The 23,533-nt window shown below is 52.3% G+C and carries 23 protein-coding genes; 14 read left to right on the top strand and 9 right to left on the bottom strand.

Going from position 1 to position 23,533, the window contains the following annotated elements:
* Nucleotides 1-30 precede the first annotated feature (30 nt).
* Nucleotides 31-900, bottom strand: coding sequence for a helix-turn-helix domain-containing protein (locus PMPD1_RS15965; RefSeq protein ID WP_173634977.1), 870 nt, complete (start codon nucleotides 898-900; stop codon nucleotides 31-33).
* A gap of 183 nt (nucleotides 901-1,083) precedes the next feature.
* On the opposite strand from PMPD1_RS15965, the gene PMPD1_RS15970 reads away from it, so the two are divergent.
* The 3 genes from PMPD1_RS15970 (at nucleotide 1,084) to PMPD1_RS15980 (ending at nucleotide 3,800) form a co-directional block, all read left to right on the top strand.
* Nucleotides 1,084-2,013, top strand: coding sequence for a DMT family transporter (locus PMPD1_RS15970; RefSeq protein ID WP_173634978.1), 930 nt, complete (start codon nucleotides 1,084-1,086; stop codon nucleotides 2,011-2,013).
* A 142-nt stretch (nucleotides 2,014-2,155) separates the two neighbouring features.
* Nucleotides 2,156-2,308 (top strand): hypothetical protein, encoded by a 153-nt coding sequence (locus PMPD1_RS15975; protein ID WP_173634979.1) that lies wholly within the window; start codon nucleotides 2,156-2,158, stop codon nucleotides 2,306-2,308.
* A gap of 265 nt (nucleotides 2,309-2,573) precedes the next feature.
* Nucleotides 2,574-3,800: an L-lactate MFS transporter gene (locus tag PMPD1_RS15980; protein WP_173634980.1), complete on the top strand. Its 1,227-nt coding sequence runs from the start codon at nucleotides 2,574-2,576 to the stop codon at nucleotides 3,798-3,800.
* 52 nt (nucleotides 3,801-3,852) lie between these two features.
* Here the strand turns inward: PMPD1_RS15980 and PMPD1_RS15985 are convergent, their stop codons facing one another.
* Nucleotides 3,853-4,737 carry an SMP-30/gluconolactonase/LRE family protein gene (locus tag PMPD1_RS15985; protein WP_173634981.1) on the bottom strand — a complete coding sequence of 295 codons (885 nt, stop codon included), beginning with the start codon at nucleotides 4,735-4,737 and terminating at the stop codon, nucleotides 3,853-3,855.
* Nucleotides 4,738-5,009: 272 nt separating this feature from the next.
* Here PMPD1_RS15985 and PMPD1_RS15990 point away from each other — a divergent pair, with 272 nt between their 5' ends.
* Nucleotides 5,010-5,150 carry a hypothetical protein gene (locus PMPD1_RS15990; RefSeq protein ID WP_173634982.1) on the top strand — a complete coding sequence of 47 codons (141 nt, stop codon included), beginning with the start codon at nucleotides 5,010-5,012 and terminating at the stop codon, nucleotides 5,148-5,150.
* Between the two features lie 119 nt (nucleotides 5,151-5,269).
* Here PMPD1_RS15990 and PMPD1_RS15995 read toward each other — a convergent pair whose 3' ends face one another.
* The gene (locus PMPD1_RS15995) at nucleotides 5,270-5,551 is read right to left on the bottom strand and encodes a putative periplasmic lipoprotein (protein ID WP_173634983.1); all 282 of its coding nucleotides are present in this window, start codon (nucleotides 5,549-5,551) and stop codon (nucleotides 5,270-5,272) included.
* 251 nt (nucleotides 5,552-5,802) lie between these two features.
* Nucleotides 5,803-6,612: a hypothetical protein gene (locus PMPD1_RS16000; RefSeq protein WP_173634984.1), complete on the bottom strand. Its 810-nt coding sequence runs from the start codon at nucleotides 6,610-6,612 to the stop codon at nucleotides 5,803-5,805.
* 281 nt (nucleotides 6,613-6,893) lie between these two features.
* Here PMPD1_RS16000 and ypdK point away from each other — a divergent pair, with 281 nt between their 5' ends.
* The gene (gene ypdK / locus PMPD1_RS16005; RefSeq protein WP_128178783.1) at nucleotides 6,894-6,965 is read left to right on the top strand and encodes a membrane protein YpdK; all 72 of its coding nucleotides are present in this window, start codon (nucleotides 6,894-6,896) and stop codon (nucleotides 6,963-6,965) included.
* Nucleotides 6,966-7,006: 41 nt separating this feature from the next.
* On the opposite strand, the gene alaC is transcribed toward ypdK, so the two are convergent.
* Both alaC and PMPD1_RS16015 read right to left on the bottom strand, forming a co-directional pair.
* Nucleotides 7,007-8,242 carry an alanine transaminase gene (gene alaC / locus PMPD1_RS16010; protein WP_173634985.1) on the bottom strand — a complete coding sequence of 412 codons (1,236 nt, stop codon included), beginning with the start codon at nucleotides 8,240-8,242 and terminating at the stop codon, nucleotides 7,007-7,009.
* A 120-nt stretch (nucleotides 8,243-8,362) separates the two neighbouring features.
* The gene (locus PMPD1_RS16015) at nucleotides 8,363-8,890 is read right to left on the bottom strand and encodes a GNAT family N-acetyltransferase (RefSeq protein ID WP_173634986.1); all 528 of its coding nucleotides are present in this window, start codon (nucleotides 8,888-8,890) and stop codon (nucleotides 8,363-8,365) included.
* Nucleotides 8,891-9,209: 319 nt separating this feature from the next.
* On the opposite strand from PMPD1_RS16015, the gene PMPD1_RS16020 reads away from it, so the two are divergent.
* Both PMPD1_RS16020 and PMPD1_RS16025 read left to right on the top strand, forming a co-directional pair.
* Nucleotides 9,210-10,892: a LytS/YhcK type 5TM receptor domain-containing protein gene (locus PMPD1_RS16020; protein ID WP_354292920.1), complete on the top strand. Its 1,683-nt coding sequence runs from the start codon at nucleotides 9,210-9,212 to the stop codon at nucleotides 10,890-10,892.
* Nucleotides 10,893-10,920: 28 nt separating this feature from the next.
* Complete coding sequence (locus PMPD1_RS16025; protein WP_173634988.1) at nucleotides 10,921-11,655, top strand: LytR/AlgR family response regulator transcription factor; 735 nt, start codon at nucleotides 10,921-10,923, stop codon at nucleotides 11,653-11,655.
* Nucleotides 11,656-11,699: 44 nt separating this feature from the next.
* On the opposite strand, the gene glk is transcribed toward PMPD1_RS16025, so the two are convergent.
* Together glk and PMPD1_RS16035 are read right to left on the bottom strand one after the other, a co-directional pair.
* Nucleotides 11,700-12,665 carry a glucokinase gene (glk, locus tag PMPD1_RS16030; protein ID WP_173634989.1) on the bottom strand — a complete coding sequence of 322 codons (966 nt, stop codon included), beginning with the start codon at nucleotides 12,663-12,665 and terminating at the stop codon, nucleotides 11,700-11,702.
* 161 nt (nucleotides 12,666-12,826) lie between these two features.
* Entirely contained in the window at nucleotides 12,827-14,482 is a 1,656-nt protein-coding gene (locus PMPD1_RS16035) for an alpha-keto acid decarboxylase family protein (RefSeq protein WP_173634990.1), read from the bottom strand.
* A 212-nt stretch (nucleotides 14,483-14,694) separates the two neighbouring features.
* On the opposite strand from PMPD1_RS16035, the gene mgrA reads away from it, so the two are divergent.
* Together mgrA and PMPD1_RS16045 are read left to right on the top strand one after the other, a co-directional pair.
* Entirely contained in the window at nucleotides 14,695-15,684 is a 990-nt protein-coding gene (gene mgrA / locus PMPD1_RS16040; protein WP_173634991.1) for an L-glyceraldehyde 3-phosphate reductase, read from the top strand.
* A gap of 160 nt (nucleotides 15,685-15,844) precedes the next feature.
* A complete protein-coding gene (locus tag PMPD1_RS16045) occupies nucleotides 15,845-16,198 on the top strand; it encodes a DUF2502 domain-containing protein (RefSeq protein ID WP_173634992.1) in 354 nt (117 codons plus the stop codon).
* A 36-nt stretch (nucleotides 16,199-16,234) separates the two neighbouring features.
* On the opposite strand, the gene PMPD1_RS16050 is transcribed toward PMPD1_RS16045, so the two are convergent.
* Nucleotides 16,235-17,470, bottom strand: coding sequence for an Nramp family divalent metal transporter (locus PMPD1_RS16050; protein ID WP_173634993.1), 1,236 nt, complete (start codon nucleotides 17,468-17,470; stop codon nucleotides 16,235-16,237).
* Nucleotides 17,471-17,831: 361 nt separating this feature from the next.
* Here PMPD1_RS16050 and PMPD1_RS16055 point away from each other — a divergent pair, with 361 nt between their 5' ends.
* The 5 genes from PMPD1_RS16055 (at nucleotide 17,832) to PMPD1_RS16075 (ending at nucleotide 23,425) form a co-directional block, all read left to right on the top strand.
* Nucleotides 17,832-19,019 (top strand): NupC/NupG family nucleoside CNT transporter, encoded by a 1,188-nt coding sequence (locus tag PMPD1_RS16055; protein WP_173634994.1) that lies wholly within the window; start codon nucleotides 17,832-17,834, stop codon nucleotides 19,017-19,019.
* A gap of 156 nt (nucleotides 19,020-19,175) precedes the next feature.
* Nucleotides 19,176-20,261, top strand: a complete 1,086-nt coding sequence (locus PMPD1_RS16060) for an LLM class flavin-dependent oxidoreductase (RefSeq protein WP_173634995.1) — start codon at nucleotides 19,176-19,178, stop codon at nucleotides 20,259-20,261.
* Nucleotides 20,261-21,241, top strand: coding sequence for an ABC transporter substrate-binding protein (locus PMPD1_RS16065; protein WP_173634996.1), 981 nt, complete (start codon nucleotides 20,261-20,263; stop codon nucleotides 21,239-21,241). Before PMPD1_RS16060 ends, PMPD1_RS16065 begins: the two co-directional genes overlap by 1 nt.
* Complete coding sequence (locus tag PMPD1_RS16070) at nucleotides 21,238-21,828, top strand: cysteine dioxygenase family protein (RefSeq protein ID WP_173634997.1); 591 nt, start codon at nucleotides 21,238-21,240, stop codon at nucleotides 21,826-21,828. Before PMPD1_RS16065 ends, PMPD1_RS16070 begins: the two co-directional genes overlap by 4 nt.
* Nucleotides 21,821-23,425, top strand: coding sequence for a rhodanese homology domain-containing protein (locus PMPD1_RS16075; protein ID WP_173634998.1), 1,605 nt, complete (start codon nucleotides 21,821-21,823; stop codon nucleotides 23,423-23,425). The genes PMPD1_RS16070 and PMPD1_RS16075 overlap by 8 nt, the downstream gene beginning before the upstream one ends.
* The last annotated feature ends 108 nt before the right edge of the window (nucleotides 23,426-23,533 follow it).

Consider the following 23,533-nt stretch of genomic DNA (forward strand, 5'->3'; position numbering starts at 1 on the left):
AAAATAATTTATGTGGTTATCCTAATGAAATTAATTACCGCGACGTAGCGCCGAAGGGGAATAACCCAACACGCTTTTAAAACGATTACTGAAATGGCTGGATGAACTAAAGCCACAGATCAAGGCTATCTCTGTCAGAGGCAAAGCGCTGTGCCGTACTAACTGTTCCGCTTTTGCCATACGCCGCTGCATTACATATTGATGAGGCGCCAGTTTAGTTGATTGCCTAAACATGCGCGCAAAGTGAAATTCGCTGAGTTCAGCCTGCGCGGCGAGATCGGCCAGCGTTAATGGGGCGTTTAAATTCTCTTCAATAAAGGTCGTTACCCGCCGCAGCACAACAGGTGCCAGCCCACCGCGTAGCGTAGGTAATTTCCATAACACATTACTGTAATGCTGCACCAAGTGGGACATTAACAAAGTCGAGGCGCTACTCAACGTCAAATGATTGGCATTTTGCCGCCAGTCACAATTCAGTAGAAAGTGACGATAAAGCTGTGTGATATGTGCGTCATCAGCAAAGACTTTTTCCTGTAGTGTCAGGCTTGCCGGGCTACGATCCCAAATCTGTTCCGCAACCTGCCGCAGGTGAGCATCCGTACAATACAGATGAACAAAAGAGAATTCGTCACGCACATCCCAGGTCGATTCGCTCTGCTCCGGCATCAGACAAAAACGGTCAGGCGCACCGCCATTTTTCCAGCCAGCCGGCGTTTTATGCCAGGTGTGGTAACCCGCCTCGACATACAGGCTCAGCGTATGGTGATCGCTACGCTGAGTGACGCAATCAAAATCGTTCGACCATGCCGCCAACTGAATACCCGAGCCTAATTGCACACTATTACGTAAGCGTGCGCGGTGCTGGCGGAGGTTTTCGAAGGCGTGATAAGGCTTATTCATGGTGTTCGATTGGCTGAAAAATGAAGCGATAGTGTAAGCGGCTCAGGCCTGTCTGACCAGATGGGGAGCCCTTAACGTCAATAAAAAAGCGCAAGTTTTTGCAAGTCCCGGCAGGATGCTGACAGCAAAAAACTGCCAGCGCGGCGAGACTAAGCGCCTTGTGAAAAGCGACAGGAAACGCGCATGAACGTATTATTGTATGGCTTGGTGGTGATGATTTGGGGAACGACCTGGATTGCGATCGTGATGCAACAGGGCACTGTCGCCATCACGGTCTCCATATTTTGGCGCTTTTTATTAGCGGCGCTGGCGATGCTCGCACTGTTAACGCTAACCCGGCGCCTGCGGCAAATTAGCCTGCGCGATCATCTGTTTTGCCTGCTACAAGGCTGCTGTGTATTCAGTTTCAACTTTGTCTGTTTCTACCAGGCGGCAAGTTTCATTAGTAGCGGGCTGGAATCGGTCATTTTCTCTATGGCGGTATTATTTAATGCGTTTAATAGCCTGCTTTTTTTCCGCCAGCGTCCCCATCCTAACTTGTTACCCGCCGCTCTACTCGGTATTGGCGGCGTCATCGCATTGTTCTGGCACGATCTCTTGGCTACCCAATTGGCGCCCTCGCTCCTTTACGGCATTGGTCTCAGCGCCCTGGGAACGTTTGGCTTCTCACTGGGCAACATGATCAGCACTCGCCATCAGCGACGTGGATTAGAAACACTGTCAACCAATACCTATGCCATGTTTTACGGCGCGCTGATCATGGCAATAATCAGCCTGGGACGCGGCGATAATTTTGCGCCTGAATTAACCACGCGCTATTTAGGCGCGTTGGTCTATTTGGCTATTTTTGGTTCGGTGATCGCCTTTGGCGCCTATTTCACCCTGGTTGGCCGCATTGGCGCCGGACCGGCGGCTTACAGCACATTACTGTTCCCGTTAGTCGCGTTAGCCATGTCAACGCTGTTTGAAGGCTACCGTTGGCATAGCAATGCGGTTATCGGCTTAGCGATGATTTTACTCGGTAATGCGGTGATGTTTCGCCCGCCGGGAAGAGTGCCTGGTTTCAACATCTTCCGCCGTACTCGCCAGGATAAGGCGCCACGCTCAGGATAACGCGCTGGTGCGTATCTTCACCCTTATTGCCTGGCGCAGCCTGCTTGCTCAACAAACCCGGAACACTATAAAAAATACTATCACTATTTGTTCCGTATTTGTCGCGCTACTCTAAAAGCGTTCATTGCAGGAGGAAAAAACCATGTTGCATCCACGGCCCTTTGTACAACAACTCCATCAACTCTGGAGGAGCGAACGCTACCCGCAGAAATTACTCGGCCTGATTTACCTCACGCCGGAGGCACGCACGGCGGTGGTAAAGGAGTTACTGGAACCTCATGCGCGTAAACATTAATTTCAATAGCCGGTCGTTTGTTTCAGGCTACATTCGCGTAGCCTGAAGCTTGCATTTAATTCACATTAGGTTATCTTTTTTCCAATTTAATCAAACAGTTTTACCATCCCAGGCATACTCTCCCGACCAACCGCAATGCCATTCATGCCACCCTCAATGCATTTCATTCCATTTTTAGCGCCATTCATGCCGGAACCCGCCGCCTGAACGGCATCAGGCTTTATTCTGTGCGCAATTTCAGAGATTCCCATGCGGGAGAGAGAAAATGAGCAATACCATTGCACCACAAAGCCTGAATCGCACACGTTGGCTAACCCTTATCGGCACCATCATTACCCAATTCGCTCTTGGTTCGGTCTATACCTGGAGCCTGTTTAATGGCCAGTTATCGCAAAAGCTGGACTCTCCTATCAGCCAGGTCGCCTTCACCTTTGGCTTATTGAGTTTAGGGTTAGCGGTCGCCTCTTCTCTTGCCGGTAAACTTCAGGAACGTTTTGGCGTTCGCTATGTCGCCATCGGCGCCGGTTTGTTAATGGCAATTGGGTTGAGTCTAACAGCGCAAGCCTCGAATCTATTTATGCTCTATCTGAGCGCCGGTGTATTGGTCGGTCTTGCCGACGGTGCCGGTTACCTGATGACGCTATCCAACTGCGTAAAATGGTTCCCGGAGCGTAAAGGCGTGATCTCTGCCTGCGCGATCGGCGCTTATGGCTTGGGTAGCCTCGGCTTTAAATTTATCTGTAGCTATTTACTCAGCATCCATAGCCTCGGAACCACCTTTATTATCTGGGGTGTGATGGCAATGGTGATGATTATCTGTGGCGCTTTAATGATGAAAGACGCGCCGAAGCAGCAAACCCAGAATAGTGCTACGGCGACCACCATCCGCGATTACACCCTTGCGGAATCAATGCGTTTGCCGCAGTACTGGATGTTGTCATTGATGTTTCTGACCGCCTGTATGAGTGGCTTGTATGTGATTGGGGTGGCGAAAGACATCGGAGAAGGTCTGGTACACCTGAGCGCGCAAACTGCCGCCAACGCCGTCACCATTATCGCTATCGCCAACCTGAGTGGGCGTCTGGTTCTCGGTGTATTATCGGACAAAATTGCGCGCATTCGGGTCATTAGCCTGGCGCAGATCATTTCGCTGGCCGGGATGAGTATCCTGCTGTTCACCACCATGAATGAAACCACGTTCTTCATCTCGGTTGCCTGCGTCGCCTTTAGTTTTGGCGGCACTATCACGGTTTATCCATCACTGGTTAGCGATTTCTTTGGCTTGAATAATCTGACAAAAAATTATGGCGTGCTGTATTTGGGCTTCGGTATCGGCAGCGTATTGGGCTCGCTGATTGCCTCGCTGTTCGGCGGTTTTACCATCACCTTTAGCTTGATTATGACGCTGTTGGTCATTTCTTTAGTGATGTCGTTGGCGATTCGCCTGCCGAATAAAGGGATGGAATTGAAACAAGTTTATCAACACAGTTAAGCCTGCATTACCGCATCCCGGTGGCAGGCCGGGATGCGGTACTACGCTGCGCTCATGCCTCCCTGAAGAACGGTTCCGCCAGCCCGCCAACCGCCATTTTTACCGCGAAGACACTGCCAGACTGCGGATAATGGAGCAGTTCCTCCGCGGTACGGTTTTCACGGGAACTGGTGATATAGAGGGTTTTGAGGTCTGCACCACCAAAGGCCACCATGGTTGGCCAGCGCACCGGCAGAAGGATTTCATCCACAATATCGCCGCTTTCGGGGTCAATGCGTACCACTCGCCCGCCATCAAACATCGCCGACCAGTAAAACCCCTCTTCATCAACCGCCGCCCCATCCGGTAAACCACCGCGCGCGTCATCGAAACGACGGAACACCTCACGCGGGCCGGGATCGCCACTCACGGGATCAAGTGGATAACGGTACAACACCGCGTTGGGAGTATCACTGTGATACATCCAGCGTCGATCCGGAGAAAATGCTAAGCCATTCGAAATTTTGATATCGTCCGCAATCACCCGCAGACCCAGGTCCGAATTGAGTTGGCAAAGTATGCCGCCATTTCTATCCTGTGGTTCCCACAAGCTACCGCAATAAAAACGGCCAAAGGGATCGACGCGTCCATCATTAAAACGGCTACGGCTGGCGTCGCCCGGATTATCGGCCACTTTTCGCACAGCTTTACCTTCGGCATCAAGAAACCAAACCCCGCTACGCAGCGCGGCGACCAGCCCCCCGTCACGCCGTAGTCCAATGCATCCAATCTCTTCTACCTGGGGGAAAACGCGGTGTTCCCCGGTGCGCGGCGAGAAACGATGCACCGCCGGCGCTAAAATGTCGACGAACCACAGTACCTGCTCCGTTACCGACCATAACGGGCACTCGCCCAACTCCGTCTCAATCGCTAAAACCCTCTCAACCTGATACGTCATGATTCTTCCTTTTTTCATCACTGGAGACACCGTTAACTGTAGCGCCAAAAATGAAACCGATATTTATTTTATTTGAGTTGAATTTAGGAAAATTCCAGGTAGTATTGACGGTAATTTGATGAATTCATTTATCTCCGCCAGCCGAAACACGCCTTATTCGATGCGTGGAAACATTTAGAAATATCACTATAAATAACTCTACATAGGCGGCATCCTTCCTCCATGATTGACGCGTAAAGTCGACTCCATCAAGGCATTAAAGGAGCCGTATTATGAAAACTATAATAAAAGTCGCGTCAGTATTTATGGTTGTTTCAATGCTAAGCGGTTGTATTATTGCACACGATCGCGGCAGCCATTATCACTACAATGGCTATCATCACGGTTATGGTTACCATCATCATAGATGGTAAGAATAAATAATCGGGAGAACTAAATAATGTATTTTTACCGCGGGCAAAGCCTGCACACAGCAATATAAAAATAATCAGGTAGTAAAAATTGGGCGGGATATTTTCCCGCCCTTTCTTTTTTAACCTTTCAGCGCGTAGTTACATTGATACCAGGCCTTCTTCAACCCCGGCAGGTGGCTATCTTGCGCCGGTAACGGCTCAACCCGATCAAACCCACGCGCGCTACAATAATGCGCAAGGTCTATCTCCAGCGCGGTTTTATCCACCGTTTTAGGATTGAAACGGTACTGCACCGTATTGGAGGCCGGATCCTCATCCACACGTTCAAAAGCGCCAGGCTTATCCGATGTGCAGCCAGCCAGTAAAAATGTCGCAACCGCGAATATTACCTGAGTTTTCATCTAAATACCTCACTCTGAGGCGGCATCATAACAGACAGACCGCCGACCACAATCGGACATTGACGCAAAACATCACCTCGCAATGCATTGTTTTACCGATTGGTTTGATTCAGTTAAACGCTTATCAGCCGCGCCGACGAAATGCGAGAATGCGCCCAGAGCGCAAGCTCTGAACCAGACCTGAAGTTACAACCATAAAAAAGAGTATTGCTTCATTTGGATGCCCGCGACGAGCGGGCTTTTTTTGGCGGTTAACCCGCGTTAGCGCCAAGCATCATACGCAAAACGTTAGCGGATTGTTTGGTCGGAAGTGCCAAGATAGCGCGATAAAGATCAATGGTCATATCACACATTTTAGCGCGGTCAGGCATCGCATCCGCTGGCGCGTTTAACCACTGCAAATCATTTCCCCATTTCGCATATAACGTGCGGACAATGCCCTGTAAACTCTGCCGCGCCGCCGGCAGGTCGACCGTATGTTCAGCCCCGGCACTATCGCGCAATAAGGCATCCATCTGGCGTAAGTCCCGCTGTTGCAGCGCAACCGGCAGCACTTCGCTCATATTCACGCCACCGCTCACTTGAGGAAACAGAAATTTAAAACACAGTTGTGGATCTTTCGCCCGCAGCGTCGCCATTTCTTCCACCGAGAGGCGGATATAGTCGTCAATACTCTGGTCGCCAGCGCGACCAATACGCTGATTTAACAGGTTAACCAACATACCGCGTAAATGCCCCATTGCCGCACTAATCGGTACGCCGTCGCGGACTTCCGCCATCAACTCGTCATCTAACTGTTTATACAGGGCGGGTTCCTGCTGTTTGATGGTGCGCCAAGGTGGTTCGGAGGCTAACCGCGCCCGAGCCTGATTCAGTAACGCTTGCTCACGCTGCTGCGGCAGCACCATACGCAGGTAATAAAGGTTACCTAAGATGACCGGTAAGACAACCAACAGTAGCGCCAGCAGGCGGTTAAACCGATATTTTTTAACTAACACCACGGCCAGCAGCAGCAGTATCAGCGCTGCCAGGAAAGAAGGGAGTACTGTTTGGCTATTCACAACATGACTTTCGGCTATTCAGGAGGTCCTGATAATAGCGTTGCAGGATAAGCTCACGCAACGTTACCGTTAAAAATCCCTGTGCGGCGCGCGCGCTACTCCCCTCATATCATGATTATCGCGGCTATTTATTTTGCGCCTGATTCGGCGTAGATTAAGTGCCGATCCTGTTCTGAGTTACTCAGAACGACCTGAGATGAAAGTGCATCTTTCTCTCAATTCTGTTCGTGTTGCACTGGCCCGGGATCGCCATGGTCGTAACCGCTCAGAGGAGTTGTTTGGTGAAATACGCGTTGATGGGAATTTCATTCTTCCTGTTGATCTGGGTCGGCACCTTTGTATTGATGCTGTAACCCAACCGAGTGGGGCGACGCTCTGCGTCGCCCGTCATGCGTTAGCCTTGCTCCACCACCGTTTTTATTGCCCCCGGTAGAATGCCGTCAGCCCGAAACATCGCTTTAATTCCGCGCACCGCCTGACGAATACGATCGCTATTTTCGATCAACGCAAAGCGTACGTGCGTATCGCCGTAATCCCCAAAGCCAATGCCTGGCGAAACGCATACCTTCGCTTCTTGTAACATGTGCTTGGCGAACTCCAGCGACCCCATCGCCGCATAGTGGTCAGGAATTTTTGCCCAGACATACATCGACGCTTTTGGCGATTCGACCATCCACCCCGCTTCATGCAAGCCTTTAACCAAAACATCACGTCGACGTTTATACTGTTCGGCAATATCCCGCACACATTGCTGTGGGCCTTCCAACGCGGCAATGGCTGCCACCTGCAACGGCGTGAAAGTACCGTAGTCATGGTAACTTTTGATGCGCGCCAACGCAGCGACTAACGCTTTGTTACCGACCATAAAACCAATGCGCCAGCCTGCCATATTGTAGCTTTTCGATAGGGTAAAAAACTCGACTGCCACATCACGCGCACCGGGAACCTGCATAATCGACGGCGCTTTCCAGCCATCATATACGATGTCAGCATAGGCCAAATCATGCACCACCAACACGTTGTACTGCTTCGCTAACGCGATAACCCGCTCAAAAAAATCCAACTCAACGCACTGCGCGGTGGGGTTTGACGGGAACCCTAAAATCATCATCTTCGGTTTAGGATAACTTTCGCGGATCGCACGCTCCAGTTCGGCGAAGAAATCAACGCCAGCGACCAATGGTACCGAACGAACCTGCGCGCCAGCGATTACTGCGCCGTAAATATGAATCGGATAACTTGGATTTGGCACCAATACCGTATCACCATGGTCAAGCGTTGCCAGCATCAAATGCGCCAGCCCCTCTTTCGAGCCGATGGTCACAATCGCTTCAGACTCCGGATCGATATCGACCTGATAGCGCTCCGCATACCAGTGAGAAATTGCCCGGCGCAAGCGGGGAATACCGCGCGATGTCGAATAACCGTGCGTGTCTTCACGCTGTGCGACCTGACACAGTTTTTCGACGATATGTGGCGGCGTTGGGCCATCGGGGTTGCCCATACTGAAATCAATAATGTCCTCGCCACGGCGGCGCGCCGCCATTTTCAGCTCGGCAGTAATATTGAAAACATAGGGAGGGAGACGTTCAATACGAGAAAAACGACGCGGTGTGCTGTTGTCAGCCATAGTATCCTCTGATGTACGTAAGCGCCCGGACCGTCCGAGCGACGCTGACCTCGTCTGGAGGTCGAACCATCAACATAACGCAACGTTAACAAGCCTGTCACCTGGCAGAATGAAATTTTTTTAATGATCCGGATTCAGACGACCAAACACCCAATCGTTCACCCACTGCCCACGTAGCAGATAATTATCCCGTAGCGTGCCTTCCAGCATAAAACCGTTTTTCTCCAAAACGCGCCGTGAGGCGTAATTACCTTCCACCACCGACGCTTTTAATTTGTGAAACTCACACTGCACCAATAAAAAGTCACACAGCACGCCTAGCGCTTCGCTGCCATAGCCCTGCCCGCAATGCTGATTAAGAAAAGAGTACCCGACTTCCACCTGTCGGTGCGGTAACCACTCGGCATTGGCGCCCATCAGCCCTAGTTTTTCCCCGCTGTCTTTCAGGCTAACCACCAAGCACAACATGTGATAGCTGGTAATTTGCCAAGGCGCCAGCCGATCGGCAAAACGCTGGCGAATGCCCTCTTCAGATGGGATTGCCGAGATCCAACTCATGCTCTGCTTATCGGTATGCACTTGCCGAAACAACTGCCAGTCCTCCGGCTGAAGCGTGGTTAATTGCAATCTTTGCGTTATCAGTTGCACGTTATCCTCACAAAAGCGGAACTCACATTATCAGTGAGCGTTTCCTCTATTCATCTTTTAAACCACAAAACCAACATTAACGTTACCTTTACGCTTCCTGGTCTGCCCTTTCATCCCCGTACACCCGATAAATTAGCCACCGGAAGACGTTTTTCCCTTAATAAGGAGAGATAAGTGATAGCCCCTTTTATGTCCAGGGTTTTCCGTAATTCCGGCCGAACAGCCTGAGGATGTATCGCAACATGGCAGTCACTGGCGACATTACTTATCATAGTCTCTTCAGTCTGAGCCGGGGGATGCCGTGCAATCCATCTTCGATATGCTGTTGGCGGTGTTTGACCGCGCGGCGCTAATGCTAATTTGTTTGTTTTTTCTGACGCGTACTCGTCATTTTCGTCAACTTTTACAAAATGAGGAGCATTCACGCCAGGAGCTCGCGGCGGTAACCGCCATCTTCTCGCTATTTGCACTGTTCAGCACCTGGTCCGGCATTAATGTTGATGGCTCTCTGCTTAATGTCCGTACCATTGCCATTATGTCCGGCGGTATCTTGTTTGGCCCATGGGTAGGCATCATCACCGGGGTTATTGCCGGTATCCACCGTTTTCTGATCGATATTCACGGCGTGACCTCAGTTCCCTGCCTGATTACCAGCATCATCGCAGGCGGCGTTTCCGGCTGGATTAACCTGAAAGTTCCGAAAGAGCAGCGCTGGCGCGTTGGGATCTTAGGCGGCATGTTGTGCGAAGCATTGACCATGCTATTGATTTTGCTTTGGGCAAAGCCCGCAGCATTAGGCGTAGCGATTGTTTCGGAAATTGCTATTCCGATGATTTTTGGCGCCACCAGTATCGGGCTGATCGTATTATTGGTGCAAAGCGTTGAAGGTGAAAAAGAGGCGGTCGCCGCCCGGCAGGCAAAACTGGCGCTGGATATTGCCAATAAAACGCTGCCGCTATTTCGCCAGGTGAATAGCGATTCACTGCGTCAAGTGTGCGATATTATCCGCAGCGACATTCATGCCGATGCGGTTGCAATTACCAATAAAAGCCAGATCTTGGCCTATGTCGGGTATGGCGAACAAAATTATCATGATGGCGATGATGGCCTGAGCCCCACCACCTCCCAGGCAATTAATTATGGCAAAATCATCATCAAAAATAATGATGAGGCCTGGCGAACGCCGGATATTCACTCGATGATTGTGATCCCGCTGTGGGAGAAAGGGGAAGTCACCGGCACGCTGAAAATTTATTATCGCCACGCGCATCGCATCACCGGTTCGCTGAAAGAGATGGCGGTTGGCCTCTCGCAAATTATCTCAACCCAGTTAGAGGTCTCACGCGCCGAGCAACTCCGTGAAATGGCGAATAAAGCGGAACTACGGGCGCTGCAAAGCAAAATTAACCCCCATTTTCTGTTTAACGCCCTGAACGCCATCTCCTCATTAACCCGGCTAAACCCCGATACCGCCCGGCAGTTAATCATTAATTTGTCGCGCTACCTACGCTACAACCTGGAACTCAATGACGATGCGTTTATCGATATCAAAAAAGAGCTTTACCAAATAAAGGACTATATCGCCATTGAACAGGCGCGTTTCGGCGATAAGCTCACCATGATTTATGATATTGACGAAGAGGTCGCCTGTACCATCCCGAGTTTGTTAATCCAGCCGCTGGTAGAAAACGCTATCGTGCATGGTATTCAGCCGTGTCGCGGCAAAGGCGTGGTGGTGCTGACGATACAAGATTGCAGTGACCGCGTGCGTATCTCGGTACGCGATACCGGCAACGGTATCAGCCAGCAAGTGATGGCGCGCGTAGCGAATAATGAAATGCCGGGCAATAAAATTGGCTTGTTAAATGTTCATCATCGCGTGCAATTACTGTATGGCGAGGGCTTGCAAATCAGCCGGCTGAATCCGGGTACCGAAATTGCTTTTTACGTCAGCAAAAACGGCCAGCGGCTGCCGGAGAAAAACCGCCCATTAACGGTATGAAACCCAATACAAATCCGGAGGTGTTGGCGTGAAAGCAATTATTGTAGAAGATGAATTTTTAGCTCAGCAGGAGCTAAGTTGGCTGATTAATCAGCATAGCGCCATCACAATTGAAGCCAGTTTCGATGACGGTTTAGATGTGCTGAAATATCTGCAACACCATCAGGTCGACGTCATCTTTCTGGATATTAATATTCCTTCACTGGATGGCATGTTGCTGGCGCAAAATATCAGTAAGTTTGCCCATAAGCCGCTGATTGTGTTTATCACCGCGTGGAAAGAACATGCCGTTGAAGCCTTCGAACTGGAAGCCTTTGATTACATCCTTAAGCCTTATCATGAGGCGCGGATTATCACTATGCTCAACAAACTGGAAGCGGCCTGGCACCAGCGGCAACAACCGGCGGCCTCGGAACCGGCATTTCGTCCCGCCTCGCAAACCATTAATTTGGTGAAGGATGAGCGCATCATCGTCACCGAGATTAACGATATTTATTACGCGGAAGCGCACGAAAAGCTGACCTTCGTGTATACCCGCCGCGAAGAGTATGTGATGTCGATGAATTTGACCGAGTTTTGTCAACGCCTGCCGGAAACCGGTTTTTTCCGTTGCCACCGTTCGTATTGCGTTAACCTGAGTAAAATTCGCGAGATCGAGCCGTGGTTCAATAACACCTATATTTTAAAACTGCGGGATTTAGAGTTTCAGGTGCCGGTCAGCCGTAGCCGGGTGAAAGCGTTCCGCCAGTTGATGCGGTTATAGTTCACCGGGCGGCGCAGCACACGTCGCCCGGCGCGTGGCCAGCTTTACAATACCCGGCCTAATGTTTGGCGCAGATGGGCGCCTGCGCCCAGTAACCCCGGCTGATCGTGGGTGATCATATAGACCGGTATCGCCATCACGTACTCTTTAAAACGCCCTTTATCTTCAAACGCGGCCCGGAAGCCAGAGGCTTTAAAGAAGTCGAGAAAACGCGGCACAATACCACCCGCAATATAGACCCCGCCGAAAGTGCCCAAATTCAGCGCCAGGTTACCGCCAAAGCGCCCCATAATCACGCAGAACAGCGCCAAAGCACGGCGGCAATCGGTATCCCCTTCGGATAACGCCCGCTCGGTGACATCTTTTGGCTTCAGCTTTTCTGGTACTCGCTGGTCGGATTTCACAATGGCGCGATAGAGGTTAACCAGCCCGGCGCCGGATAGCACACGTTCCGCGGAAACATGCCCCAGTTCGTCACGCAAAACGTCAAGGATAATGCCCTCTTCTTCACTGTTCGGCGCGAAATCAACGTGACCGCCTTCACCCGGAAGGCTCACCCAACGCTTATCAACGTGAACCAAATGCGCAACGCCCAGACCCGTACCCGCACCGTATACCGCAATTGGCTTATCTTTTACCGCAGCGCCGCCGCCAAACTGAATTACATCATCAGCGGACAGCATCGGAATCGCCATTGATACGGCGGTAAAATCATTAATAATTTCCAGATGTTCAAAACCGAGATTGGTTTTTAATGCCTGGGTAGAAAAGGCCCAGTCATGGTTGGTCATCTCAACCCAGTCGTCCGTGATCGGGCAAGCAATGGCAATGCAGCCATCGGTAATAGATTGCTGTTGTTCATCAAGATAGTGACGGATAACCGCTTCCAGACTTTCGTATTCCGCGGTCGAAAAGGTTTTGGCCTGGGAGAGCGTGCCGGTTTCGATCTCACACAGCGCGAGGCGTGCGTTGGTTCCACCCACATCTCCTACCAAAGCATAGGTTGTCATTATTCTGCTGCTCCGATTACGTCAATTTAATGAGGAACACTATAAATTTCCCCTGGTAAAACAACAACGCCCACCGAAAATAAAGGTGAGCGTGTAAGCAAAAACATCTCCCTACCATAACGCCGCTCAGGCCCGGCGCACAGCGGCATCGTCCGAAATGTTCAAGATCCGTTGCGTTGATGGAGGGAGGCCGATACTTTTTGCAACAACGGTGGGATATCTTGCTGCGGTAGCATCACTTCCACCAGCGACATACGTTCGCCCGGCGCGATAAGCGTCATCACCTCAATTAATTGAACGCTCTCTTCCACACGCCAGCTCTGTACCGGACACTCAACACTCATCGCTTGCGGTAACTGTGTCCAGTTCCAGGCCGCAATATCATTATAGCGCTGCGTGGCGCCATGGATGGCGCGCTCCACCGTATACCCCTCATTATTCAGCAAGAAGATGAGTGGATGCAGACCATCGCGCATCATCGACCCCAACTCCTGTGCGGTGAGTTGGGCCGAACCATCGCCAATCAATAAAATAACGCGCCGCGTGGGGTGTGCGGTTTGCGCACCAAACGCAGCAGGTAAAGTGTACCCAATTGAGCCCCACAACGGTTGTACAATTAGCGTGCTGTTTTCCGCCAGACGTAACGCTGCCGCGCCAAAAGCGGCGGTTCCCTGGTCGGCGAGAAGCAAATCCCCCGGCTGGAGAAAATCCTGCATCGCCTGCCAAAAAGCATTTTGGTTTAACCCGCTCTGCGCATCCGCCAGTAATGGCGGCGGCGTATCGCAATGTTTCTCCCAGCCAGAGGCATAGCGGCGACAGAGTTGGCGCAGCGTTTCAATAGCTTGTTGCATCGGTACACGCGCGAAGTGTCGCTCACCGATGCGGCAATCAAACGGTTGAATATCAATACGTTTTGCCGTTGGGATTTGTTGCGTAAAACCGGCGGTAATCGTATCGGTAAAGCGAACGCCGACGCAGATAATGACATCCGCTTGTTCAATTCCCTGCCGGGTGCTTTCCGCACTGCCTTCACCGGCATAGGTGCCAACAAATCCTGGCCGTTGTTCATTAACCACACCTTTACCCATCAATAATGAAGCGTGGGGTAGTGGTGTTTCATCAAGCCAGCGTGCCAGTACCGCGCTGAGGTCAAAACGATCGACCAAAAAATCCGCTAACAGTGAAACCGATTTCGCCCGCGCCAGCCACTCTTCTGCCGCATCGCTAAACGCGGCTAGCGCCTGCGCGTCAAACTCTGCCCCTCCCGGTTTTAACGGCGTGGTGGGCGTACGCGCGGGCGCTTCACACACATCGGTTGGCAGTAATAGATAGCCGGGACGACGTTCATGCAGCACGGTCAGGATAACGCGGTCAATCTCAGCACAGGCATTTTCCACGGTTAGCGCCGCCTGGGCCACGGTCACTTCTCGCTGCATACGCAAAAAATGTTCAAAATCGCCATCTCCCAACGAATGATGAACCAGATCGCCGTTCTGCTGCATTTTTAGCGAAGGCGCGCCAACAATGTGGATCACCGGCAGGTATTCGGCATAGCTACCGGCCACGCCATTAATCGCGCTCAACTCTCCTACGCCAAAGGTGGTTAATAAGGCGGCGGCAGATTTACAGCGCGCATAGCCATCTGCCGCATAGGCGGCATTGAGTTCGTTAGCACAGCCAACCCATGCCAGTTGTGGATGCGCAATGACGTGATCGAGAAATTGCAGATTATAGTCACCCGGTACGCCAAACAGATGATCGATACCGATTTCATGCAGTCGATACAGCAAATAATCACCAACGGTGGCCACTTTCATAGCAGACTCCTTCTGGAAAGGTATTTTCAGTATCGAAGATCCTTCTCAAACGGCGACCTTTTCCCACCCGCGTGCCCCTGTCGCGCTGGCAACAGATCGTTACGGTTACAGAATTATCTGCAAGTTGCGATCCGCCACGCGATTTATCCTTGTGTAAACGCATACACTGCTATGCTCATGGGTTTTTAAACCACGAGTGACAGGATCAAGAGATGCATTATCGCCCCGCAGCAGAACGTTACCAACAGATGGAATATCGGCGCTCAGGTCGTAGCGGCCTGAAGCTTCCGGCAATTTCACTGGGTTTATGGCACAACTTTGGCGATACCACGTTGGTGGATAACAGCCGCCAGCTACTACGGCATGCCTTTGACCGTGGTATTACTCATTTCGATCTCGCGAATAACTATGGCCCGCCGCCCGGTTCCGCCGAAGAGAACTTTGGTCGTATCCTGCGTGAAGATTTCCATGCCTGGCGCGATGAGCTGATTATCTCCACCAAAGCGGGTTACACCATGTGGGAAGGCCCGTATGGCGATTGGGGCTCGCGCAAATACCTGATCGCCAGCCTTGATCAGAGCCTAAAGCGTATGGGGTTAGAGTATGTGGATATTTTCTATCATCACCGTCCCGATCCGGAAACACCGCTGGAAGAGACCATGCGTGCGCTTGACCATGTCGTACGCCAGGGGAAAGCGCTGTATGCCGCGCTGTCTAACTATCCGGCGGAGTTAGCCGAAAAAGCGTTGGCAATCCTGCGTGATCTCGGCACGCCCTGTCTGATTCATCAACCGAAATATTCGATGTTCGAACGTACGCCGGAAAACGGGTTACTGACAGTACTGGAACGAGAAGGCGTAGGAAGCATTGCTTTTTCACCATTGGCGGGCGGCGTATTGACCGATCGTTATTTGCAAGGTATCCCGCAAGATTCACGCGCCGCCAGCGGCAGCCAGTTTCTTAAGGCGAACCAGTTGACCGAAGAAAAAATGGAGAAGGTACGTCAACTGAATGCGTTGGCCGAAGCTCGAGGACAGAAACTGTCGCAAATGGCGTTAGCCTGGGTGTTACGCGGAGACCGGGTTACTAGCGTGTTGATCGGTGCCAGTAAAACCAGCCAAATTGATGATGCGGTGGGAATGTTGAGCCAGCGTCACTTTAGTGATGATGAGTTAACGCGCATTGATGAGATCTTGCGCTAATCTCTCCTCCCGCCCTAACCGGGGCGGGTTGCGCCAGCAAGAATAGTCTCAAATCCCCTGTGATAAAACATTTTCAGAACACAACGCAAAGTCGATGGCCGCGTTTCGCTTTATGCTGGGGTCACAGTGACGCAGTCCGGTCGCTGAAAAGGAGATAATTATGAAACGTGCCGTACTTTTTGCCGCTTTGCTGGCAACCTTATCGCCTTTGGCTATTCACACAGCACAGGCCAATAGCGCAACTATCGATCTGGCTCCCGGCGTTACGCTGCATTTAGGCGACCGCGATAACCGAGGTTACTATTGGGACGGCGGACACTGGCGTGATCACCGTTGGTGGAACGATCGTTATCAATGGAATGATGGCCGCTGGTGGCGTCACGAAGAGTGGCGTCGACATCAGGAGTGGGAACGCCATCGTCAGTGGGAACGCGAACGCGCATGGCACCAACACCAGCGCGAACGGCAATGGCATCATGATAACCATCATCATGACGATCATCACCACCATTAAGCAAAACCGGGGCGGATTCTTCCGCCCCAACGCACATTAGTGAAACACTTCTCCGATCAGTAACCAGATATTTAACGCCACCACCAGCACCACAATTAACCATCCAGTGTTTTGCATCAACCGGTTGTTGACCATGTCCCCCATCAATTCCTGTTTGCCGGTAAAAACCAGCAGCGGAACCAGCGCCAGCGCGATACCAAAGCTGAGCATGACCTGGCTCATCACCAGAATACGCGTTGGGTCCCAACCGAGCATGATGACAATAAAAGAAGGCAACATCGTCACCGTACGCCGTAACCATAGTGGAATATGGAAGTGGATAAAACCTTGCATAACCACCTGCCCCGCGAGCGTAGCAACTACGGTCGAGGATAAACCGGCCGCCACCAGGCTGAGACCAAATACCGTAGCGGCAGCATGACCCAGCAGCGGCTTCAGGGTTAAATACGCCTGATCCAGGTCGGTAATACCGGTATGACCGCTAAAATGGAAAGCCGCGGCGGCAGTCGCCATCATCGCCAGGTTTACAAACCCAGCGATGGTCATCGCAATCGCCACATCCAGTTTGGTTGAAGAGTAACGCTCCGCCCGCGTACCGCGTCCTTCCTGTTGCGTTAACGACGAATGGAGATAGATAACGTGCGGCATAATGGTGGCGCCCAGCACCCCGGCGGCAAGGAAAACCGCATCTGAGGTGGGTAACGTTGGCAATACCATACCCTTAACCAAACCAGCTACGTTCGGCTGGGAGAAAAACAGCTCAACAATATAGGCCGCCGCAACAAACAGCAGCAGGCCGCTAATCACTAATTCCAGCGGCTTTTGACCGCGTTGTTGTAGCATCAGAATCAGGAAGGTCGCCACTCCGGTGAGCACCGCGCCCTGCAGTAATGACACGCCAAGCAGTAATTTAAAGCCGATCGCCGCGCCGATAAACTCAGCCAAGTCGGTCGCCATCGCGATAATTTCCGCCTGTACCCAATAAAACCATACCGCCGGGCGCGGGAAGCGATCGCGAATGTGTTCCGCAAGGTTTTTGCCCGTTGCAATCCCTAGCTTTGCCGACATCAATTGAATCAACATCGCCATGACGTTAGCCCACACCACCACCCACAGCAGCTTATAGCCATACGAAGCTCCGGCCTGGATATTGGTGGCAAAGTTGCCGGGATCGATATACCCGATAGCCGCAATAAATGCGGGACCCAGCAAGGCAAATTTAACTTTACGGGCTCCGCGTGCAGCTCGTTCCGCGGTGCGACTTTCTAACATAGTGGTAACCCTGCGTGGACGCTTGAACACCCCTATACGATAAAGGGACACTCCGGCGAGTGATATTCGGTTATCTTTATCGCTCTGATAGCCATCGCTATAAAGTATAGCAAAGGCTATAAATTAGGATCACAATAACCTGGTGCTAAAAAATGAGCAATCCCTTTAACGTTAGGTGACAGGTTTGGCGTTCAGCGGGCGGTGACGGGTTTTTAACCCCCGGTGTAGATGTGATCCGTCAGGCTTTTCTGACACCTGTCGGGATAGGTAATTATTATATTGTGGCCTTGATCTCGTTTTTACGCCTGCCGTTACATAGAATACGCAACGAAATATAACCTGCCTCAAATTTGGAGCATACATGTCCCGCATTTTGCAATTTATTCTGGCGTTGGTAGTGGTCACGCTGTTGGCTCTGTTGGTCAGCCACGATCGCAAAAGTATCCGCGCCCGCTTCGTCATACAGCTACTGGTGATCGAGTTGCTACTTGCCTGGTTCTTCCTGAACTCGGAAATCGGCCTCGGGTTTGTAAAAGGTTTCGCCGGTCTGTTCGATCACCTGCTGAAATATGCAGCGAAAGGAACCGACTTTGTGTTTGGCGGGATGAATGATAAGGGTTTAGCGTTCTTCTTCCTGAACGTACTCTGCCCTATCGTCTTCATCTCCGCGCTGATCGGTATTTTGCAGCACTTCCGCATTTTACCGGTGGTTATCCGCGCAATTGGTACCGTACTGTCAAAAATCAACGGTATGGGCAAGCTGGAATCCTTCAACGCGGTAAGCTCACTGATTTTGGGACAATCAGAAAACTTTATCGCCTATAAGGACATTCTGGGCAAAATGTCGCAACGCCGCATGTATACCATGGCGGCAACCGCTATGTCGACGGTATCAATGTCGATCGTCGGGGCTTACATGACGATGCTGCAGCCTAAATATGTGGTCGCCGCACTGGTGCTCAACATGTTTAGTACCTTTATCGTTTTATCGCTGATCAACCCGTATAGCGTTGATAAAGAAGAAGACTTGCAGTTAAACGATCTGCATAAGGGACAAAGCTTCTTCGAAATGCTGGGCGAATATATTCTGGCCGGTTTTAAAGTTGCCATCATCGTGGCAGCGATGCTGATCGGTTTCATCGCGCTGATCTCAGCGATTAACGCCGTGTTTGATACTATCTTCGGCATCAGCTTCCAGGGCGTGTTAGGTTATGTGTTCTATCCGTTTGCGTGGGTGATGGGCGTGCCAGCGCACGAAGCGCTGCAAGTCGGCAGTATTATGGCCACTAAACTGGTTTCCAATGAGTTTGTCGCCATGATGGATTTGCAAAAAATCGCCAGCCAGCTTTCTCCGCGCAGTGAGGGTATCCTGTCGGTGTTCCTGGTCTCTTTCGCCAACTTCTCCTCTATCGGGATTGTTGCCGGGGCGATCAAAGGCCTGCATGAAGAGCAAGGTAATGTGGTTTCACGCTTTGGTCTCAAACTGCTGTACGGTTCAACGCTGGTTAGCATTCTGTCCGCCTCTATCGCAGGCGTAGTATTAGCCTAATCCGTGGATTTAGATGCAAAGGCCGGGCGTTCCCGGCCTTTTTTATTAGCTACTTTTTAACTTAGCTATCCCTGTTTTCTCATTTCACACTGCTTTTATTCGGTAATAGGGTTTTCTCTCTGCCAGCCCGGCTGGCCACATCCACGGAGAAGCCCAATGAGTATTCAGTTTCTTGGCATGATCGGCCATCGCCTGGCGTCGGAAATTATCCCCGCCAGCGGTACGCTGTTTGATAAACAGTACATCGCCGATTTTGCCCGCGCCCATGAACAAGCCGGTTTTGACCGCGTGCTGGTAGGCTATTGGTCCGATCAACCGGACGGTTTCCTGGTCACCGCACATGCGGCGGCGAACACCAGCCGGATAAAGTTCCTGCTCGCCCATCGTCCGGGATTTGTTTCGCCAACGCTGGCGGCGCGTAAGCTCGCCTCGCTGGATAACCTGACCGATGGTCGCCTGGCGGTACACATCATTAGCGGCGGTAGCGATAGCGAGCAACGGCGTGATGGTGATTTTCTTGATAAAACCCAGCGTTATGCCCGCACCGATGAATTTTTGCAGGTATTAAAGCAGAGCCTGGAATCCAACTCGCCTTACGATCATCAAGGTACATTTTACCAGGCCGAGCAGGCTTTTTCCGCGATTAAACCGCAACAGGCGCATCTCCCCATCTATTTTGGCGGCTCTTCGCCGGAGGCGATTGAAGTGGCTTCCCGGCATGCCGATGTGTTCGCGCTGTGGGGAGAACCGCTGGCTGGCGCGGCAGAAACCGTCAACGCGGTGCGTGCCGCAGCGGCAAAGCAAGGGCGTGCCATCAAGTTCAATATCTCCTTTCGCCCCATTCTGGGCAGCACCGAAAAAGAGGCCTGGGAACGCGCCGAATATATTCGGGAAACCGCGCGCAAACAACTATTGGAGAGTGGCTATACCTTCGGTTTGCCGAAACCACAAAGTATTGGCGCGAAACGCTTACTGGAAGCGGCGAACCAAGGCGACCGGCTGGATAAACATCTGTGGACTGGTATCGCGAAGCTGGTCAGCGGCGGCTATAACTCTACCGCACTGGTTGGCACGCCCGATCAAGTTTCCGATGCATTGTTGGATTATTACGACCTCGGCATTGATAGCGTGTTGATTCGCGGCTTTGATCCGCTTAACGATGTGATTGAATATGGCAAAACGCTTCTCCCCCTGACGCGTGAAAAAGTCGCGGCAAAAGATCACATTGCGAGGCGTGCCTGATGAGTAGAAAAACCTGGCGCGCGGCAGTAGCGCTAGTCCTGATGGCGGCATCGGCCAGCGCAGCGGCAAAAGTGACCCTACGCCTCGGCGACGTGAAAGGCGACCGTTTTGTTTCGCTTGAGGCCTCCGGTCAGCTAAAAAATCTCCCTTACGAACTGAAACTCTCTTCCTTTGATTCCGGCGCGCCGGTACAGGAAGCGCTCAACGCAGGCGCATTGGATATTGGGTTTACCGGCGACCTGCCGTTTTTATTTGTCTATGCCGCTGGCGCACCAGTGAAAGCGGTCGGTGCATGGCAAAACAACCCCGATAGCATCGCCTTGCTAACCCGCCCCGATGCACATATCCATCGCCTACAAGATTTAAAAGGTAAGCAGATTGCGGTCAACCGTGGCGGCTGGGGGCACTATTTGGTGTTGGGCCTGCTTCAACGCGCCGGGTTAAAACCAAGCGATGTCACGCTGCGTTTTTTAGGGCCGGTAGATGGTCGCGCAGCATTGGCTTCCGGCGCTGTCGATGCGTGGGCGCCATGGGAGCCGTATATCGCTACCTCGGTGGCGGTTGATGGGAGTGAGCGCGTCCCGCAGGGCGGCGGTAAAGGGATTATGTCCGGCTATTCCTATGCGCTGGCGCGTGAAGATGCATTACAAGATAAAGAAAAACGCGCGGCTATCGCCGATTTGCTGGTTCGTCTGGCGAAAGCGCAAATTTGGGCGCAGCAACACCCTGACCAATTCGCACAGGATTTAGGTAAAGCGCTAAAAATGCCGCCGGCGATCACTCGTAGCTGGATTGACGATGCGCAAATTCGTCCTGTCAGCTTTACGCCGCAATTAGCCGCTACGCTACAAAAATCAGCAGATTTCTTTTTCAACTATCATGTGCTGCCCAAACGGGTGGATGTTAAACAGGCCTTTGACTACAGCCTGGCGGCAGAGGCGAATAAGGTGAGCCAACAGGCAATAGGAGGCACGCAATGAGCCAATCTCGTTATCAACCGCTGCGGGAATTTGTCGGCAACTTCGCGCGTTTACTGGATGCTACGCCGGAGCAACCGGTGTTGTTGCAGCAAGGAACATTACTCTTAAAACACCTGATCGCCAGCGATGAATGGCTGGATGCTGACTTTGCCCGGCCCTCTTTAGAGCACTACCAGCAATATTTACTGTATGCCGATGCCCGCCAGCGGTTTTCGGTAGTGAGTTTTGTCTGGGGGCCGGGTCAATCAACGCCAATCCACGATCATCGCGTTTGGGGACTGATTGGCATGTTGCGCGGCGCGGAAATCTCGCAATCATATCGGCGGGATAGCCATGGCCTGCAGGCGGTTGGCGCGCCGGTCAGGTTAGCGCCCGGCGATGTCGAACGCCTCTCTCCCGACGAAGGCGATATTCATCGCGTTAGTAACGCCTTTCCCGATCGGACTTCAATCAGCATTCACGTTTATGGCGCGAACATCGGCGCGGTAAGCCGCGCGGTGTATCACCAAGACGGCAGCGAAAAACACTTTATCTCCGGCTACAACAACCGCTTATTACCGAATATCTGGGATCTGTCACATGCCTAACTCCTCTATTACTGAGCGCCACAGCGGCGCAATTTTACAGGCACTACGCGCGGGACAAGAGGTCGCGCTGATCGATGTGCGCGATGAAGCGCTATTCGCAACCGGCCATCCGCTGTTCGCCGCCAACATCGCCTTGTCAAAGCTGGAAATAGAAATTCTCGATCGCGTGCCGCGGCGTACTGTGCCGGTGACGCTCTACGATGATGGGGAAGGACTGGCAAGCATCGCGGCTGACCGCCTGTTAGCGCTCGGCTACTCGGATGTCGCATTACTGGCCGGTGGGCTTGCTGGTTGGCGCGATGCTGGCGGTGAAATCTTTATTGATGTTAACTCACCCGGCAAAGCCTTTGGTGAATTAGTGGAAAGCCATAACCATACTCCCTCGCTCTCCGCCGACGAAATCCATACGCTGTTGCAAACCAATGATGACGTTGTGGTGCTGGATAGCCGCCGTTTCGACGAATATCAGACCATGAACATTCCCGGCAGCATCAGTGTGCCAGGCGCTGAACTGGTGCTACGGGTCGGTGACCTCGCGCCCTCCCCGGATACCACGGTGATTGTGAACTGCGCCGGGCGCACGCGCAGTATCATCGGTACCCAATCACTACTCAATGCCGGTCTGCGTAACCCAGTCTTTGCGCTGCGCAACGGCACCATTGGCTGGACACTGGCCGGATTGACACTGGAAACCGGACAAACGCGCCGATATGGCGATGCCAGCCCATCGGTGCAGCGCCAGGCGGCACAACGCGCACGCGCGGTAGCCGACCGCTGCGGCGTACAACGGGTTAATTTGGCCCAACTCGCGCAGTGGCAACATGATCCTGATCGGACGCTGTACCTGTTTGACGTACGTGATGCGGAAGCCTTCGCCAAAGGGCATCTGCCCAATAGCCGCTCGGTGCCAGGTGGTCAATTGGTACAAGAAACCGACCATTATGCTAGCGTGCGGGGCGCGCGCGTGGTGCTTATTGATGATGATGGCGTGCGGGCTAATATGAGCGCCTCGTGGCTGGCGCAAATGGGTTGGGAAAGCGGCGTACTGGATGATTTACGCGCCAGCGATTTTAATCAACAGGGTGACTGGCGCCCGCATTTACCGCCGCTGCCCTCTTTGCCGACCCTCTTACCTGACGCAGTGGCCGCCAGGCTGGCGCAAGGAGAGACACAGGTGCTGGATTTTACCACTAGCGCCAACTACGTTAATGGCCATATTCCCGGCGCCGCGTGGCTGCAACGCTCAGCCTTAGCGGGGCATTCAACCATCACTCTGCCAGAGGCGGAAAGCTATGTGCTGACCTGCGGTAGCAGCACACTGGCGCGTTTTGCATGGGCGGATGTCACCGCGCTTACCTCTAAACCGGTCTGGGTGTTGGAGGGAGGCAACGCCGCATGGAAAGCCGCTAGCTTGCCGCTTGAACAGGGAGAAACGCAGTTGCTGTTACCGCGCATTGATCGCTATCGCCGTCCCTATGAAGGAACCGAGAATTCGCCTGAAGCGATGCAAGCCTATTTGGATTGGGAGTTTGGCTTAATCGCGCAACTCGATCGCGATGGCACGCATGGTTTCAGGGTAGTTTCGCCGCTTGCGTAGCGCATAGGACCACAGTGTAGAGAACGCCAGGCACGCGATTATTGCGTGCCTTTTTTATCACTATGGATAGTGGCCGCAAGCGCGAAAAAACATCATTGGGAAATAAAC

This window comes from Paramixta manurensis (assembly GCF_013285385.1).
Classification (GTDB): Bacteria; Pseudomonadota; Gammaproteobacteria; order Enterobacterales; family Enterobacteriaceae; genus Paramixta; species Paramixta manurensis.

Bases quoted from the DNA above. Each gene is read 5' to 3' on its own strand.
- PMPD1_RS15965 (WP_173634977.1), bottom strand. From the start codon at position 900: ATGAATAAGCCTTATCACGCCTTCGAAAACCTCCGCCAGCACCGCGCA.
- PMPD1_RS15970 (WP_173634978.1), top strand. From the start codon at position 1,084: ATGAACGTATTATTGTATGGCTTGGTGGTGATGATTTGGGGAACGACC.
- PMPD1_RS15975 (WP_173634979.1), top strand. From the start codon at position 2,156: ATGTTGCATCCACGGCCCTTTGTACAACAACTCCATCAACTCTGGAGG.
- PMPD1_RS15980 (WP_173634980.1), top strand. From the start codon at position 2,574: ATGAGCAATACCATTGCACCACAAAGCCTGAATCGCACACGTTGGCTA.
- PMPD1_RS15985 (WP_173634981.1), bottom strand. From the start codon at position 4,737: ATGACGTATCAGGTTGAGAGGGTTTTAGCGATTGAGACGGAGTTGGGC.
- PMPD1_RS15990 (WP_173634982.1), top strand. From the start codon at position 5,010: ATGAAAACTATAATAAAAGTCGCGTCAGTATTTATGGTTGTTTCAATG.
- PMPD1_RS15995 (WP_173634983.1), bottom strand. From the start codon at position 5,551: ATGAAAACTCAGGTAATATTCGCGGTTGCGACATTTTTACTGGCTGGC.
- alaC (WP_173634985.1), bottom strand. From the start codon at position 8,242: ATGGCTGACAACAGCACACCGCGTCGTTTTTCTCGTATTGAACGTCTC.
- PMPD1_RS16020 (WP_354292920.1), top strand. From the start codon at position 9,210: ATGCTGTTGGCGGTGTTTGACCGCGCGGCGCTAATGCTAATTTGTTTG.
- glk (WP_173634989.1), bottom strand. From the start codon at position 12,665: ATGACAACCTATGCTTTGGTAGGAGATGTGGGTGGAACCAACGCACGC.
- PMPD1_RS16035 (WP_173634990.1), bottom strand. From the start codon at position 14,482: ATGAAAGTGGCCACCGTTGGTGATTATTTGCTGTATCGACTGCATGAA.
- mgrA (WP_173634991.1), top strand. From the start codon at position 14,695: ATGCATTATCGCCCCGCAGCAGAACGTTACCAACAGATGGAATATCGG.
- PMPD1_RS16045 (WP_173634992.1), top strand. From the start codon at position 15,845: ATGAAACGTGCCGTACTTTTTGCCGCTTTGCTGGCAACCTTATCGCCT.
- PMPD1_RS16050 (WP_173634993.1), bottom strand. From the start codon at position 17,470: ATGTTAGAAAGTCGCACCGCGGAACGAGCTGCACGCGGAGCCCGTAAA.
- PMPD1_RS16055 (WP_173634994.1), top strand. From the start codon at position 17,832: ATGTCCCGCATTTTGCAATTTATTCTGGCGTTGGTAGTGGTCACGCTG.
- PMPD1_RS16060 (WP_173634995.1), top strand. From the start codon at position 19,176: ATGAGTATTCAGTTTCTTGGCATGATCGGCCATCGCCTGGCGTCGGAA.
- PMPD1_RS16065 (WP_173634996.1), top strand. From the start codon at position 20,261: ATGAGTAGAAAAACCTGGCGCGCGGCAGTAGCGCTAGTCCTGATGGCG.
- PMPD1_RS16070 (WP_173634997.1), top strand. From the start codon at position 21,238: ATGAGCCAATCTCGTTATCAACCGCTGCGGGAATTTGTCGGCAACTTC.
- PMPD1_RS16075 (WP_173634998.1), top strand. From the start codon at position 21,821: ATGCCTAACTCCTCTATTACTGAGCGCCACAGCGGCGCAATTTTACAG.